Source organism: Nocardia rhizosphaerihabitans (assembly GCF_014646295.1).
Classification (GTDB): Bacteria; Actinomycetota; Actinomycetes; order Mycobacteriales; family Mycobacteriaceae; genus Nocardia; species Nocardia rhizosphaerihabitans.
In genome coordinates this window covers 859,235-873,284 of the sequence record NZ_BMNE01000003.1, presented here as the reverse complement: position 1 = coordinate 873,284, position 14,050 = coordinate 859,235, and the positions used below count along the sequence as shown (strand labels likewise).

Annotated in this window: 16 protein-coding genes; 8 read left to right on the top strand and 8 right to left on the bottom strand. The window is 68.2% G+C overall.

Annotated features, from left to right (window positions below; all coding sequences use genetic code 11):
• Positions 1-119 precede the first annotated feature (119 nt).
• The gene (locus IEY60_RS16885; protein WP_189029094.1) at positions 120-893 is read left to right on the top strand and encodes a class I SAM-dependent methyltransferase; all 774 of its coding nucleotides are present in this window, start codon (positions 120-122) and stop codon (positions 891-893) included.
• Positions 894-1,056: 163 nt separating this feature from the next.
• Here IEY60_RS16885 and IEY60_RS16880 read toward each other — a convergent pair whose 3' ends face one another.
• The 3 genes from IEY60_RS16880 to IEY60_RS16870 all read right to left on the bottom strand — a co-directional run bounded on the left by IEY60_RS16880 (position 1,057) and on the right by IEY60_RS16870 (position 2,823).
• Positions 1,057-1,704: a fasciclin domain-containing protein gene (locus tag IEY60_RS16880; protein ID WP_189029092.1), complete on the bottom strand. Its 648-nt coding sequence runs from the start codon at positions 1,702-1,704 to the stop codon at positions 1,057-1,059.
• Between the two features lie 118 nt (positions 1,705-1,822).
• Positions 1,823-2,233 carry an FAD-binding domain-containing protein gene (locus IEY60_RS16875; RefSeq protein WP_189029090.1) on the bottom strand — a complete coding sequence of 137 codons (411 nt, stop codon included), beginning with the start codon at positions 2,231-2,233 and terminating at the stop codon, positions 1,823-1,825.
• On the bottom strand, positions 2,230-2,823 hold the full coding sequence (locus IEY60_RS16870; protein ID WP_189029088.1) for a lipocalin family protein: 594 nt from the start codon (positions 2,821-2,823) through the stop codon (positions 2,230-2,232). Before IEY60_RS16870 ends, IEY60_RS16875 begins: the two co-directional genes overlap by 4 nt.
• Before the next feature lie 181 nt (positions 2,824-3,004).
• Here IEY60_RS16870 and IEY60_RS16865 point away from each other — a divergent pair, with 181 nt between their 5' ends.
• The 4 genes from IEY60_RS16865 (at position 3,005) to IEY60_RS16850 (ending at position 8,526) form a co-directional block, all read left to right on the top strand.
• A complete protein-coding gene (locus IEY60_RS16865; RefSeq protein WP_189029086.1) occupies positions 3,005-3,841 on the top strand; it encodes a MerR family transcriptional regulator in 837 nt (278 codons plus the stop codon).
• A gap of 404 nt (positions 3,842-4,245) precedes the next feature.
• On the top strand, positions 4,246-6,057 hold the full coding sequence (locus IEY60_RS16860) for a multicopper oxidase family protein (RefSeq protein WP_189029084.1): 1,812 nt from the start codon (positions 4,246-4,248) through the stop codon (positions 6,055-6,057).
• A 148-nt stretch (positions 6,058-6,205) separates the two neighbouring features.
• Positions 6,206-7,444 carry an oxygenase MpaB family protein gene (locus tag IEY60_RS16855; RefSeq protein ID WP_189029485.1) on the top strand — a complete coding sequence of 413 codons (1,239 nt, stop codon included), beginning with the start codon at positions 6,206-6,208 and terminating at the stop codon, positions 7,442-7,444.
• 17 nt (positions 7,445-7,461) lie between these two features.
• Positions 7,462-8,526: a lipocalin-like domain-containing protein gene (locus tag IEY60_RS16850; protein WP_189029082.1), complete on the top strand. Its 1,065-nt coding sequence runs from the start codon at positions 7,462-7,464 to the stop codon at positions 8,524-8,526.
• Between the two features lie 9 nt (positions 8,527-8,535).
• Here the strand turns inward: IEY60_RS16850 and IEY60_RS16845 are convergent, their stop codons facing one another.
• The 3 genes from IEY60_RS16845 to IEY60_RS16835 all read right to left on the bottom strand — a co-directional run bounded on the left by IEY60_RS16845 (position 8,536) and on the right by IEY60_RS16835 (position 9,922).
• The gene (locus tag IEY60_RS16845) at positions 8,536-9,162 is read right to left on the bottom strand and encodes a TetR/AcrR family transcriptional regulator (protein ID WP_189029080.1); all 627 of its coding nucleotides are present in this window, start codon (positions 9,160-9,162) and stop codon (positions 8,536-8,538) included.
• 121 nt (positions 9,163-9,283) lie between these two features.
• Positions 9,284-9,658, bottom strand: coding sequence for a hypothetical protein (locus IEY60_RS35815; protein ID WP_229739892.1), 375 nt, complete (start codon positions 9,656-9,658; stop codon positions 9,284-9,286).
• 114 nt (positions 9,659-9,772) lie between these two features.
• Positions 9,773-9,922: a hypothetical protein gene (locus IEY60_RS16835; protein ID WP_189029078.1), complete on the bottom strand. Its 150-nt coding sequence runs from the start codon at positions 9,920-9,922 to the stop codon at positions 9,773-9,775.
• Positions 9,923-10,107: 185 nt separating this feature from the next.
• Here IEY60_RS16835 and IEY60_RS16830 point away from each other — a divergent pair, with 185 nt between their 5' ends.
• Entirely contained in the window at positions 10,108-10,275 is a 168-nt protein-coding gene (locus IEY60_RS16830) for a DUF4236 domain-containing protein (RefSeq protein ID WP_189029076.1), read from the top strand.
• A 1-nt stretch (position 10,276) separates the two neighbouring features.
• Here the strand turns inward: IEY60_RS16830 and IEY60_RS16825 are convergent, their stop codons facing one another.
• On the bottom strand, positions 10,277-10,666 hold the full coding sequence (locus IEY60_RS16825; protein ID WP_189029074.1) for a VOC family protein: 390 nt from the start codon (positions 10,664-10,666) through the stop codon (positions 10,277-10,279).
• A 181-nt stretch (positions 10,667-10,847) separates the two neighbouring features.
• On the opposite strand from IEY60_RS16825, the gene IEY60_RS16820 reads away from it, so the two are divergent.
• A complete protein-coding gene (locus IEY60_RS16820) occupies positions 10,848-11,711 on the top strand; it encodes a DNA/RNA non-specific endonuclease (RefSeq protein WP_189029072.1) in 864 nt (287 codons plus the stop codon).
• A 222-nt stretch (positions 11,712-11,933) separates the two neighbouring features.
• Here IEY60_RS16820 and IEY60_RS16815 read toward each other — a convergent pair whose 3' ends face one another.
• On the bottom strand, positions 11,934-12,776 hold the full coding sequence (locus IEY60_RS16815) for an acyl-CoA thioesterase domain-containing protein (RefSeq protein ID WP_189029070.1): 843 nt from the start codon (positions 12,774-12,776) through the stop codon (positions 11,934-11,936).
• Between the two features lie 233 nt (positions 12,777-13,009).
• Between IEY60_RS16815 and IEY60_RS16810 the strand changes: the two genes are divergently transcribed.
• A complete protein-coding gene (locus IEY60_RS16810) occupies positions 13,010-14,029 on the top strand; it encodes an alpha/beta hydrolase (RefSeq protein WP_189029068.1) in 1,020 nt (339 codons plus the stop codon).
• Positions 14,030-14,050 lie beyond the last annotated feature (21 nt).

The window sequence follows — 14,050 nt, the reverse complement described above, 5'->3', positions numbered from 1 at the left end:
AAAACGTTGCCGGAACCCAGTCGGCGTCGAGCGCATCATGGAGGGTATGGACGACGCGGACCAGGACGCCCACCGGGCGAACCGTCGCCATCGACCTGGACGCGTGAGATCGTAGCCCGGTGGCTGGACAACGGAGTTTCGACGAGCTGGTGGCAGAGGCTGCCGCGGCGTCGGTCGACGGCTGGGAGTTCTCCTGGCTGAACGGGCGGGCGACCGAGGAACGGCCGTCGTGGGGCTATCAGCGGCTGATCGGGGAGCGCCTCGCCGTCGCCGAAGCGGCGCTGGACATCCAGACCGGTGGCGGTGAAGTGCTGGCAGGCGTCGCGCGGCTGCCTGCGGTCACCGCGGCGACCGAGGCATGGCCGCCGAATGTCGCCAAGGCGACGGCACTGCTGCGGCCGCGCGGTGTCGTTGTCGTGGTCGACGACGACGAACCGCCACTCCCGTTCGCCGATGCGGCCTTCGACCTGGTGATCAGCCGCCACCCGGTCGCGGTGCAGTGGACCGAGATCGCCCGCGTGCTCGAACCGGGAGGCACCTATCTCGCCCAGCACGTCGGCCCGGCGAGTGTGTTCGAACTCTGCGAGTACTTCCTCGGCCCGCAACCGCAGGCGGTGCGCAGCCGCCGTCACCCCGACACCGCCCGCGCGGACGCCGAAGCCGCAGGTCTCGAGGTTGTCGACCTGCGAGCGGAGCGACTGCGCATGGAGTTCCGCGACATCGGCGCGGTGATCTACTTCCTGCGCAAGGTCATCTGGATCGTTCCCGGCTTCTCCGTCGCGGCTTATCACGATCGTCTCCGTGAACTCCACGACCAGATCGTCGCCGACGGCCCGTTCATCGCCCACTCGGCGCGCTTTCTCATCGAGGCCCGCAAGCCACAGATCCGCTGAGCCGGCGCGAGCTGACACCGCCGGTCAACGGACCGTCACGACGCGGGAGTGCCTGTCGGTTGCCCCGTCGAGGGATTTCGGACAGCCCGCGGGTCCGGATGGGCGCCGCCGGGACAATTCTCGCCCGACTCTACGGTCCGCGGCGGCGCGACCATCGTCGACATCACGCCGCGGGCGGCATGAGCACGCTGTCGATCATGTACACGGCGGCGTTCGCGGTGCGGACACCGCCGCAGACCACGTTCGCGTCGCCGACCTTCAGCGCGTCACCGGACCCGGTGACCGTGACATCGGCGCCCTCCACGGTCTGGTGGGTGCCTGCGATGCTCGATGGCGCGATCTGGCCGGGCACCACGTGGTAGGTGAGGATCGCGGTGAGGGCGGCCGAGTCGGTCTTCAACGTCTCGACGGTCGCCGGATCGATCTTCGCGAAGGCCGAGTCGACGGGCGCGAACACGGTGAACTGGCCGTCGTTGAGGGTGCCGACCAGGTTGACGTCGGGGTTGAGCTCGCCCGAGACCGCCGACACGAGGGTGGTGAGCATCGGATTGTTGGACGCGGCGACCGCCACCGGATCCTGAGCCATCCCGCTGATCGAGCCGGGACCGCTCGGAACCTGGGCGGCGTATTCCGCGCACCCCGGCCCGACCAGGCCGGACGCGGCGTCCGCGCCGATGGTGTTCGGTGCTGTGGGCATCGGTGCGGAGGAGGTCGCCGTGGTGGTGCTCGCGTCGTCGTCGGAACAGGCCGCCACGCCGAGCGTCGAGCCGAGGAGCATGGCCGCTACGAGGGTTCTGCGCAGATATCGCATGATCTTTCCGTCACTTCCGTCGGCGTGCGGCACGATGCCGCACGGTGTGGATGCCACAAAGTTCGGCTGGCCCGGCCGCTCGGATGGCTACCTGTTTGCGCTCAAAGAATTGCCGGCCTCACCGCCCGACAGCATCGATGATCGGCACGGGATAGGTTGCCGGATCGACGTTCTCGCGCCAGGGACGATGAATTCGCGCGCCGGGCAGGTGTGCCGGCTCGGGCAGCCATCGCCGCACGTAGGTGCCGTCGGGGGCGTAACGGTCGGCCTGGCGCAGGGGATTGAGGACCCGGTTGGGGCGGGTGTGGGTGTGGGTTCCGGTGCCCGCGACCCACTGCCGCTCGCCGTCCAGCTCGGACAGTGCCGCCGCGAGGAAGTGTGCGCGATTCGGCGGGCAGCGTGGGGGTACCAGTGCCTTGTCGACGACGAACAGCGGTACCACTTGGTCGGCTGTCCTGGCCGCTGCCGCGAGTACCGGGTTGTCGTGCACCCGCAGGTCACGGGTGAACAGTGCGATGGCGACGCTCATCGCGCGCAGAGGGGTCGTATATCGCCACGGCCGCCGGTTGTCGGCGAGGTGAGATACACGCACGGGTCCTGGCCCGCTGCCCGGATCGCGTCGTCGACCTGCTGCCAGGTGGTGCCGTCCAGTGCCGGGGTGCGCGAGAGCACGAAACCGGACAGCCTGCTCGGGGAGGTGACCAGGGCCCACGAGTAGTCAGGGCCGAGCGCGGTCACCACATAGTTGGTGGGGCCCTCACGCCCGTCCTGGCCGGGAACGCCGGGGAAGCTCACGTGCAGTTGTGCGTTCGTCACCGGGTCGTTCACTGTGGCGGTGCCACGGATCTCGTCGACGCCGCCGGTCCAGGTGTGGCAGCGGTTGTGGACACCGATATCGCCCTGGGGGTCGAGGGTGTAGACGGCGGTCGTGTCGCGGGCGCAGTTGAGGTTGAACACCTGCGGAATCGCCGCGAGCTGTCGCCATTCGCCGAGATAGCGATCCAGATCGAGCCGCGGTACGGGGGCGGGTGGTGCGGCGGCCGCGGCGCCCGCCCCGGTGAGGCTCGCGGTCGCGGCGAGTGACAAAGCAGCGATCCATGGGTTACGTCGAGTGCGCACGGGAAGCTCCTCGCGATCGTTGGTGCTGCCAGACTATCAGAAAACGATGCATAATTGATTCATGAATCGGACGGTTCGCCGGGATGCCCCGGCGCTGGACCGGCCTACCGGCGCGGCCACGCCGATGCGCGCGGACCCGGCCGTGGCCTGCCGGGCGGGGTGTTCGGGGCGGAATGAACCGATGCCCGTCGGTTCTGCTCCCGCCTCTGCCGTGGCCGGTTACACGGTGCGCGCGGTGGCCGAACACCTCGGCATTCCGACCGCCACCCTCCGGAGCTGGAACCGCCGCTACGGGATCGGGCCGGCGCAAGATCGCCCGGGTCGCCATCGGCTCTACTCCGACGCCGACATCGCCGTGCTCGAGCACATGCTCGAACTGATCGGCGGCGGCGCCAGTCCGGCGGGCGCGGCCGCGGCGGCGCGTGGGCCCGCGCCGGTGCTCGGAGACCGGGCGGCCCTGCTCGACGCGGCGTTCGGATTGGACACCACCGCCGCCTGCGCTCATCTGGACGCACACGTGCGGGCCTACGGTGTCGTGCAGACCTGGGAAGCGTTGTGCCGCCCCGCCTTTGCCGACATAGTCGCGCGCCAGGGTGCAGGCGAGTCGTGTATCGATGTCGAGCACCTCCTGTCGTGGTCGATCGCGGCGGTCATGCAGCGGGTGACGCCCGCGCCGGGTGGTGCGCCGGTGCTGCTGGCGTGCACCAGCGGCGAAACGCATTCGCTGCCACTGGATGTTGCGCGCGCCGCGCTGGCGCAGGCCGGGGTCGGGGCGCGCACGCTGGGCGCCGACGTTCCCGCCGATGCGTTGTCCGGCGCGCTGGCCCGGCACGCGAGCGCGCCTACCGTGCTGCTGTGGTCCCAGCGTGAATCGACGGCACTGACCTCGGCGGTGCTGGCCTGTGTAGCGGCTGGGGCGCGGGTGCTCGTCGGCGGGCCCGGCTGGGACGCGGTGATGCTGCCCGAGCCGGTGGAGCGAATCGATGGCCTGGCCGCCGCAATCGATGCCCTCAGCTGACTAGCCCCGATGGTTCGACAGGTCGGTAAACGATGCATAATTGATGCAACGTGGAGGGGTGGCTCGGCGCCGCGACACTCACCCTTCCTGCGCCCTTCGAGCTTGTAGATCCGGCGGCACCGGGGAGTTGGGTGCCCGGAAGTGGGATTCAGTCGCCACCGGTGGATGTCGTGGTCCGGCCGAGAAGATGACGCAGGGTCTCCTCCAGTCCCGCTGTGCGGAAGGTGCCCGGCGTTGGTCGGCCGTGACGGAATCACCCGCTGTTTCGCCTCGGCGAGTGTGGCTCCACAGTAGCCATCACCTTCGGTCGCGGAACCGCTACATCCAAGGGGGTACTGCCAACTGTACCCGATGGTATGGTCGCCCATCGTGCATGCAACGGTGCAGCACGGAAGGGCTCGACCATGGAACATCCGATCGAACGCCGCCGGTTTCTGCGTGCCGCCGGCGCGGGTCTGCTCGGCGCGGTGCTGATCGAGGCGCCTGCCTCCGCGGCCCCCGTCGCACCGCCCGGGGTACGCAGTCCACTGCTGTTCCACTCCCCAGCAGTCGAACCGTTCGTCGACGAAATGCCCCGAATTCCCGTGGTGCGCGGCGACCGGCTCGACCTCGTCGCCGCGACCACCACCCACCGCTTCCACCGTGACCTGCCGGAATCACCGGCGCTGGGCTACAACGGGATGAGCTATCTGGGGCCGACGATCGAGCATCCGGTGGGGTCGCCGCTGCGGGTGCGCTTCGAGAACCGGCTGACCACACATCCGCTCGCCGCCGACATGGACACGAGCCTGCACGGTGTCGCCGAGAGTTTCCGTGCCGCGCCACCCTCCTCGCTGCATCTGCACGGTGGTGTGACACCGCCGGACAGCGACGGGCATCCCGAGCAACTCGTCTACCCGGGCGGCGGCATCGACCACGATTTCCCGTTGGCCCAGGATGCCGGTCACCTCTGGTACCACGACCACGCGATGGGCATCACCCGCGTGAACGTCTACGCCGGGCTGGCCGGAATGCTGCTGCTCCGAGACGAATTCGACACCGGCGAACCCGGCAACCCGCTGGGTCTGCCCGCGGGGGAGTTCGAGCTTCCCCTGGTGTTGCAGGAGAAACTGTTCACCGCCGACGGGCGTCAATCGGTCCGGTCGACACCAGTGGTGCCGGAAGGCGGCTGGGAAGGCGGGGCGGTCGGCGACATCGGCCTGGTCAACGGCAAGATCTGGCCGTATCTGCCGGTCGCGCGCGGTCTCTACCGCTTCCGGGTGCTGAACGCCGCGTCGTTCAGTGTGTGGAATCTGTTCTTCGGCAACCGGATGCGGTTCTGGGTGATCGGCAACGATCACGGCCTGCTCGACGCGCCTGTCGCGGTGCACGAGCTGCGGTTGTCCCCGGGCGAACGAGTGGATCTGCTGGTCGATTTCACCGAACTGGACCCTGGCGAGACGGTCGAACTGCGCAACGACGAGGCGCCGGTGTTCCAGGCCGCGATCCTCGGTGAGGTCGCGATGCCGCTGTTCTGCCAATTCCGGGTGCAGGATCGGCCGGGCTTCTCCGGTGGTGTGCCGGAGCGGTTGCGCGGCGGCACATTCGGGCCGCCGCTGCTGCCCCCGATCGAGACGCCGACGGTGATTCGCACCGTCACGGTGAGTCAGCCCTACGAGTTGCGGGTGCCGCCCGCGATCATGTCGCTGAACAACCTCACCTTCGCCAGCCCCGACATCGAAATGCCACGCCAGGGCACCGTCGAGCAGTGGGACATCGTCAACATCACGCCCGACCCGCACCCGATCCACCTGCACCTGGTCACTTTTCGCATTCTCGGCCGGACGCCACTGCGGACGGTCGACTATCAGCTGGCCCATCCGCAGCCGCCGGTCGGGCAGAAATGGGCGCCGTCGCCGCACGGCTTCCTGGCCGGTCCGAGGCAGCCGCCGCAGCCATGGGAAGCGGGTCGCAAAGACATCGTGCGGGTCGACGGCGGGACGGTCACCAGCATCATCGTCCGGTTCCCGACCGCGGCGGAACTCGGCTTCGATCCGGATGCGACCTTCCCGCGTCGGTCCGCGACCGAACTCGCAGGGGCGGACGGCCATGGTGGGCACCGCGTCGCCGACCACGCGGGGCATCACCCCGATGACCTGCAGGGTTACGTCTGGCACTGTCACCTGCTCGATCACGAGGACCACGACATGATGCTGAAATTCCGCATCGTGCCCTAGGAGCGCAGGCATTCCATACTTTCGGGTACGGATATGTGTGCTTAGTAGTATGGTCGGTGCATCGCGACGCCGATCGCAGTCGATGAGCGAATTGAACGTCAGGAGGCCGACAGTGGCCGATATCGTCGAAGATCATGTCCAGCCACCCGTGAAATGCCCCACCGCTTTTCGCTATTGGCAGGCACGCGGCACGCCGACGGTGCGCCGGATCGAACGCATCTTCACGGCCGTGACCCGGCAACCGCTGTTCCCCAGCGACGAGCAGGCCGCTGCCCTGTCTGAAGACCTGTTCACCGGCGACCCGGTGGCCGAACGGTTCGTCGCCGAGGTCATGCACGGCGCGATCGGCTCGAAAGCCGGTCGCCGGATGCTGGACACGGCCCTCGCCGAAGGCATCGATGCGGTGCCGGACGCACCGGAATCCATGCGCGCGCTGTTCGCCGAGTTCGAGACGGTGCCCGACTGGGTGGTGCCCGAGCTGGTGGAACAGGGCGCGGCGATCTGGCGGCGCTGGGGGACCATGCTGTTCAGCTTCGCCGGCGCCGAAACCCTCGAGATGTACACCGAAGCCGCGGTCGCGACCCCGCTGTCGCTGGCGGGCGGGTACGCCGGGGACAGCGCGCTGCGCCGGTTCCTGGAGACCACCCGCTTCTGGATGGACGTCTCCGCCCGCGACGCGCTGCTCACCCCCGGCTCGGCGGGCCGGGCCACCGCGCTGAAGGTGCGGGTCATGCACGTGTCGGTGCGGGCCAAGGTCGCCGACCATCCCGAGTGGGACATCGAACGCTGGGGCCTGCCGATCAGCCAGACCTACCAGATGCTGACCCTGCTGGGCGGCAGCGTGACGCCCGGCCTCGGATTGTGGGCGCTGGGCTATCAGACGACACCGTCGGAAATCCGTGCGCTGCTGCACTTTCAGAAGTACATGGGCCATCTGCTCGGCGTGCGCTTGCGCTGGTACCCGGAGACCGTCCTCGACGCGCTGCGGGTGCTGGCCATGACGATCGCGTCGCGGTCCTACGACGCGGGGCAGCACGGGACCGAACTGATCGAGTCCTATCCGGCGGCGTTCGCCCCTCGTGACGGTCACCGTGGCCTGACCCGGTTGCGCGAGATGTACAACTACCGGATCAATTCCGTCTACTCCGCCATGTACATGGCGCCCGGCACCCGCCGCCACTACACCATGCCGCCCGCGTTTCCGTGGATCGTCATTCCGATCGTGCGCTTTCCGCTGATCACCACGATGGAGATCGTGCGTCGGGTCTGCCCGCCGTTCGCGCGCGTGCACGAGAAGCTCATGCTCGCCCATCGCGAGAACTGGTACCGGGCCCAGATGCAGGGTCGCGAAGCGGCCTTCGACGCCAGTGGCGCACTGCGCCGATGAACCCACCGAAAGCAGCCATGACTACCGCAGACATCGTCGAAGTATGGAACGGGCCGGGACGCCAGGACGGCGTGCTGACACCGGTCGAGCCCCGGCACAACGGATTGCATCCGTCCCCGAGCAAACTGGCCTTCGAACACTGGTATTTCGACGCGCACCTCGACACCGGCCATGTGGTGATCGGCTTCCTGACCAAACGCCGCCCCGAGGATCTGCCCTTCGCACGGCCGTGGGTGGAGATGATGGTCTACGCGCCCGACGGCACCCGTCGTCAGGTGTCGCAGCGCTATCCCCGCTCGGCCACCTCGTTCTCCACCGACGGCTGCGACGTGCGCGTCGGCCACAACACCGCGCGCACCGAATTCCGGACCGACGGACTCCCGACCCACCACCTGCGCATGGCCGAGGACGACCTCGTCTTCGACCTGCAGTTCCACAACGAGGTGCCCAGCTGGATGCCGGGCAAGGGCGAAACCCGCTTCGGCACCAAGGATTCCTTCGGCTGGATGGTCGGCGCCCCGCGGGCGCGGGTAACCGGCGCGATCGAACTCGACGGTGTGCGGCACGAGGTCACCGGGCGTGGGTATCACGACCACAACTGGGGCGTCGGCGACATGAAGAAGATCATCGAGCGCTGGCATTGGGGACGGCTGTACGTCGAGGACTACTCGTTGCTGTTCGCCTCGGTCCTGACCCAGCAGCGCCGAGGCGGACACGAGATCAGCCCGCTGATGCTCGCCCACCACGACGAGATCGTGCTGTCCACCGGCGAGACCAGGCTCACCGAGGGACCGGCGCGTTTCGACACCACCGCGGGACGGACATACCCCGAGTGGGTCGAGCTGCACGTGCCGGACCGGCTCGAGCTGCGCCTGGACGTGGTGCGGGTCATCCATGCCCACGACCTGCTCGACGATCTTCCCGTGGTGCGGTCCGGCCTGGTCAAGCCGCTGGTGCAGCGGCTGGTCGGGCATCCGGGCTACTTCCGGTTCGAATCCACCTTCGATCTCACGGTGCGCACCGAGGCGGGAACCGAGCGTCGAACCGGTTCGACCCTGCACGAACTCGTCGCGCTGACGTGAACCGGCGCGTCACCGGGGCGTTTCCTTGCTGGTGATGAAGCGGAAGAACTCGCGGCGCTGATCCTCGGTCGGCACGGGCAGATTCTGGTTCCCGTGGACGAAGCCGATCCCGGCGAAGCACATCAGACCGGCCCGCATCTCCGCTTGTTCCGCGGAGAACCCCATGTCGACGAGGGTGTCGGACAGTGCGTGGAAGATCCGCTGATCCAATGCCTTCACAGCCTCGGCGACCTTGGCGTTCGTGCGGGCCCAGTCCCGGACCGCGAGTTCGACCTGCCATACCCGCTCCGCGGTGAGCAACTCACCCATGCGGGCCAGGCGTTCCTGCGGGGGGAGCTCGTCGAGGCCCTGGAAGCCGCGGGCCGCGTCGTTCTGATCGGCGCACCAGAACTGGGCCGTGGTTTCCAGGAGTTGATCGATGCCGTCGAAGTGCCAGTAGAAGCTGCCTTTGGTCACCCCGAGTTCGTCGCACAGCTTGGCGATGGTGATCGCGGCGACGCCGTCGCGCAGGAGCACGGTCAGTGCCGCGGTGGTCCAATCCTCGACTCCGAGCCTGCGGGCGGCGCGGCCGGCTGCCGCTGCCTTGCGCTTGGACACCGGTGCGGTCGGTCGCGGGTTGCTGGCACCTTCGGTCATGGTCGCCTTCCGTGTCGGCACCGCGCCAGCCTATCGCCCAGCGGAGCTGTGACCGGGGAGCGGGCAGTTGGCCGTACACCATAGTACGGCCAGACCTACCTGAAGGTATGGATTGTCGTCGTTACGCGCCGAGGAGGCCGATATCGGTGTCGAGAACGGCCGCCTGTTCGACGAGTACGCGGGCCTCCGGCGCGTCGCCGACGCGCTCGATGAGGTCGGCGCGCGAGATGACGAGCAGACCACCGTCGTCGTCCCCTGGACCGGATCGGATACCGACGCGGCCTTCCGAGAGCACCAGGCGTGCGTCGGGCGCGTCGTCGCCGAGCAATCGGCGCAGGGTGGCTTCGGTGACATGGCCGCCCGACCCGGGGGCGCCGGTGTCGTCCATGGCCTCCGCCAGTTCGCGGCGCAATCGTTGAACCGCTTCTTGGTCGCCGGCGTCGCCGGCGGTGGTGATGTCCTGTCGCAGTTGAGCGACGATGTCCCGAGATACCACGGCGTTCTCCTTTGCTGCCGGCATGGCCATCGATGGTGGCCGTCGGAGAGCGGCCACATGGTGGCGGTACCGCGGAATCCAGGTCCTAAACAGACTTGGTGCCGGTTCGGCGCGTCAGGTCGTCACCCGGGTCGTGATGACCATGGCGGCCGCGAGTCCGAGACTTCCGGCGGCGGCGAGCAGGAGGGATTCGGTGAGGACGGACAGGCCGGCAAGGAAGAACACGCAGGTGGCCAGCACGATGGCGATGCTGGGCAGATCCATGCTCGTCGTACTCGGATTCCGACTACGTGAGTTGGTCATGGCTATGGCATGCCCGGATGACCAGTGGGCAAACGTCATTCGCACGGACGGTTGTTTTGCCATCTCATTGCGAACCGGCTCGCGCGGTGAAAGCCATGGGGCTCAACCGGATCGGCTATCCTGGGTACGATTCAGGAAGGCTTCTCATGCCCATCAGATTTCGTCAGCGCAAGTCCTTCGGCCCGCTGAAGCTCAATTTCACCCAGTCCGGACTGTCCTCGTGGAGCATCAAGATCGGTCCGTGGACCTGGAACTCCCGCACCAGGAAGAACAGCGTCGACCTTCCCGGCCCGCTGAGCTGGCGTCAACGCTGAGCTAGGTGCTCTTCACCGCCTCGACCCGGCGCCGCAGCAGGCAGAATTCGTTGCCCTCCGGGTCGGCCAGCACGTGCCACGTTTCGGCGCCGGTCTGTCCGATGTCGACCTTGCGCGCACCCGCGTCGAGCAGCCGCTGCAACTCCGCATCCTGATCGCGGTCGGTGGGACTCACATCCAGGTGCAGCCGCAGCTTTTCGCGCTTCGGCTCGGTACCGGGGCCGAACACCAGGGTCGGTTGCGGCCCGCCGGATCCGGTCCCGGGTGGCCCGATCTCCACATAGCCGTCCTCCTGGTCGATTTCGACGTAACCGAGGACTTCACACCAGAAGTCCGCCAGCAGTCGCGGGTCGGCGCAGTCGATGACGAATTCGGTGATCCGGCAGGCCATGCCTGCGACAGTACGCGCGCACGCCGTCCGACACGGCGAATCTCTCCGACATCGTGGGGACGAGCCCACGACGGAATGCGGGTAGTCGACTACTCGTGAGGTTGTCGATCGGCGCGGTGACGATGAGGTGCACGCGCGGTGCGCGTGCAGACAGCATTCCGTCACGTCGAAAGGGCTGACGATGACCGCCGACATGAATACCAGCCGGATCGGCGACTCCGTCGTGGTGAACGAAGCGGTGTCGACCGGGTATGACCGTGGCTTCCTCGGGACCGGCATCGCGGTGCCGGAGCTCGATGCGGCGGTGCGCGGGGACGCGGTGCGCCTCGATGGTTCCGAAGTCATCGAGTACACGCATTTCTCGTTGGCACTGAGTGCCGTGCGGCGCTTCGCGTTCTGGGTGGGCTGGAATATCGATGGCGGGGCGATGAAGCGGATCGGGCGTCGAGGTATCGACTTCGTCAAAGACTCGCGCATCCCGGCCGACATGCAGGTGGGTAATGAGCTCTACCAGGGCAACCGGCTCGACCGTGGGCACCTGGCGCGGCGCGCTGACCTGCTGTGGGGCACCGAGAGCGAAGCGGAGCGGGCCAATATCGACTCGTTCTTCTACACCAACATCACCCCGCAGATGGACGACTTCAACCAGAGCAGCCGCCGCGGGGTATGGGGTCAGCTCGAAGACGCGGTGTTCGCCGATGTCGACGTCGACGACCTGAAGGTGACGGTGTTCGGGGGACCGGTCTTCCGCGCCGATGACCGCGTCCACCGCGGGGTGGCCTTGCCGCGGGAGTACTGGAAGGTGATCTGCTTCGTCGAGGCGGGCAGGCTCACCTGCCGGGCATTTCTGCTCACTCAGCAACTCGACCTGCGCGAAGCGCTCGAACTCGACGAGTTCCGGGTATTCCAGGTCGCGCTGACCGAGATCGAAGAGCGGACGCGGCTCCATTTCCCGACTGCACTGCACGATGCCGACACCCTCGCGACCACCGAGCTGACAGGTGTGCGCGAACCGCTGGAGTCCACCGCCGATATCCGGTGGTAGCCCTCGAACGGCTGCCGGGTCGTCCTGGCAGCCGTTCGAGGGCGTGGTGGTGGCGGTTGCCGGCCCGGTATGAGCAGCGCCCGGTGGGCGCGCTGGGTGCGCGGCAACCGCCTGCCTGCCGGTCCAGGAGAACGGCCATCCCGTCCCCGGCGGCGGTCTGTGGGTTGATCCAGATCGGCGATACCCTGCCGTGCTGACTCGAAACAGGCAGTGGTCACGAACCTACAACGACGCGTTCGGCTTTGCCCCGATGACAGTGAGGTCGGCGGGGCCTCGCGCGTTGGCGAGTGAACTGACCGTCGTGGTGCCGAACACACCCTTGCGGTCGTAGACCGCCGCCGTGCCGATCACGATGCCGTCCTGGGCGATCCGGTCGAGGCAGATCAGCCCGGCCTCGCCGCCCTCCGGTAGCCGGGTCAGGGTGAGCGTCGCGTCGGCATTGATGTATTCGAGGCCGTTGCTGCCGAGATTGGTGATCACGTTCGTCACGTCGGCCAGTCCCGCGACGAACTGGAACGGCGTCGGTTGCTCACCGGCCACGACCGTGATCGGCTGGTGCCAGATTCCGGTGCGCCCGGTGTTGTGGTGGGTGCGCGGATCCGGACCCCAGCCCGTGTCCTCGCTGAAATACACCCGATCCTGGCCGGGGGCGGGAAGTCGATCGGTCGGCGGGGGATCGGCGGTCGTGTCGGGTGACCAGCAGAGGCCGTCCGGCGCTGGCCCTGGGCGCAGATACAGCGCGCCGGCGCGGGCGACCGGTCTGTCGTCCTGGATCAGGACGGCGTCGAACAGCGCCAGTCGTCGCCCGTCGCGAACCACGGTGAGGCGAGTCCGGCAGGGGCGCATGAACACCGGGCGGAACAGGTCGAGGGTCCACCGGACCGGGCGCAGGTCGGTGCGGCCCCTGGCCGTGACCTCGCGTTCGACCGCACGTGCCAGCGCGGCGCCGACGGCCATGCCCCGCAATTGGCCGCCGTCCCAGCCGCTGCCCGCCTGCGGCTCCGGGATCAGCACCTCGGCGTGTGTGCGCGAATCGGATATGGCGCGAAAGAATGCGTGGCTCACCGGCGGACTCCTTTGCGGTATCGGCAGTCTCGCCTGACACGCGGCGTCGGTGGCGCGCGACTCACAGCAGGTCCCCGTGGTGGTGAGTCGGCGAATACTTCATCTTGCGCCCGATCTGCACGGTTCGCTACCCGGGCGACCGAAATCATCGGTGCCGGTCGGTTCGGTGGGACAGAATCAGGTCCGAGCGCGCTGGAACGATCAGCGGGCCGGACGAAAGCCATGGTGGAGTTGTGTCGTTGCTGGAAACCGTTGTTCGTGGTGCCGCCGGGAAGGTGTTGTCCGCGCCCGGCGCGGTCTTCGACCTGCTGCCGATTCGCCGTCCTGTCGTCGACGGGCAACGGCTCAGCGGCCGGATGCAGATGTTCTCCGCCATCGGCAAGCGCGACCTGCTGGCGCTCACGCCGCCGACCGCTGCTCGGCGCCGACGGCTGGACTGGTTCATGAGCCTGGCGACCGCCGTGCCGACCGGCCCGGTCGAAACCTCCGAGATCGCCATCCCCGGTGCCCTGCGCGCGCGGATCTACACGCCACACAGCGCGGACGGCGGGCTGCTGGTGTTCATCCACGGCGGCGGATGGCATGTGGGCAGCATCGACGGCTACGAGGGGCTGGCCCGATTTCTGGCCGACCGGTCCGGTGTCACGGTGCTGGCGGCCGATTACCGGCTCGCCCCGGAACACCCGTTCCCGGCCGCCTACGACGATGTCACCGCGGTGTTCCGCTACGTGGTCGACAATCCCGAAGCGCTCGGTGTCGACCCCGCCCGGATCGGCATCGGCGGCGACAGCGCGGGTGGGAATCTGGCTGCCGCGGTAGCGTTGCATCTGCCTGCCCGGTATCGCCCGGCACACCTGTCGCTGCTGTACCCGGTCGTGGACGGTGACCTCGAGCGCCACGTCTCCAGCGACCTGTTCACCACCCCGCTCGACAAGGGGTGCGTCGAACGGGCCATCACCTGGTACGCCGACACCGAGCAGCATCGCGGGGACCCACGCTTCTGCGTGCTGTCCGCCGACGATGTCGGCGCGCTGCCGCCGACCTATGTGGCCACCGCCGGGATGGATGTCCTGCGCGACCAGGGGACGGCCCTGGCGGATCGGCTCCGCACCGCAGGCGTCCCGGTCCGGCTGCGCCAGTTCGACAACCTCCCGCACGGCTTCGCCAGCACGCTCGTCGATCCGCAAGCACGCTCGGCGGCCACGGAATTCGCCGAGGCCGTTCGCGCCGGGCTCGGGTCGAGCGAGGCATAGACCGCGCTGAGCGCCGGAACG

Excerpts from the sequence above, each read along its gene's own strand:
- IEY60_RS16880 (WP_189029092.1), bottom strand. The coding sequence starts at position 1,704 with ATGCGATATCTGCGCAGAACCCTCGTAGCGGCCATGCTCCTCGGCTCG.
- IEY60_RS16875 (WP_189029090.1), bottom strand. The coding sequence starts at position 2,233 with ATGAGCGTCGCCATCGCACTGTTCACCCGTGACCTGCGGGTGCACGAC.
- IEY60_RS16865 (WP_189029086.1), top strand. The coding sequence starts at position 3,005 with ATGCCCGTCGGTTCTGCTCCCGCCTCTGCCGTGGCCGGTTACACGGTG.
- IEY60_RS16860 (WP_189029084.1), top strand. The coding sequence starts at position 4,246 with ATGGAACATCCGATCGAACGCCGCCGGTTTCTGCGTGCCGCCGGCGCG.
- IEY60_RS16850 (WP_189029082.1), top strand. The coding sequence starts at position 7,462 with ATGACTACCGCAGACATCGTCGAAGTATGGAACGGGCCGGGACGCCAG.
- IEY60_RS16845 (WP_189029080.1), bottom strand. The coding sequence starts at position 9,162 with ATGACCGAAGGTGCCAGCAACCCGCGACCGACCGCACCGGTGTCCAAG.
- IEY60_RS16835 (WP_189029078.1), bottom strand. The coding sequence starts at position 9,922 with ATGGATCTGCCCAGCATCGCCATCGTGCTGGCCACCTGCGTGTTCTTC.
- IEY60_RS16830 (WP_189029076.1), top strand. The coding sequence starts at position 10,108 with ATGCCCATCAGATTTCGTCAGCGCAAGTCCTTCGGCCCGCTGAAGCTC.
- IEY60_RS16825 (WP_189029074.1), bottom strand. The coding sequence starts at position 10,666 with ATGGCCTGCCGGATCACCGAATTCGTCATCGACTGCGCCGACCCGCGA.
- IEY60_RS16820 (WP_189029072.1), top strand. The coding sequence starts at position 10,848 with ATGACCGCCGACATGAATACCAGCCGGATCGGCGACTCCGTCGTGGTG.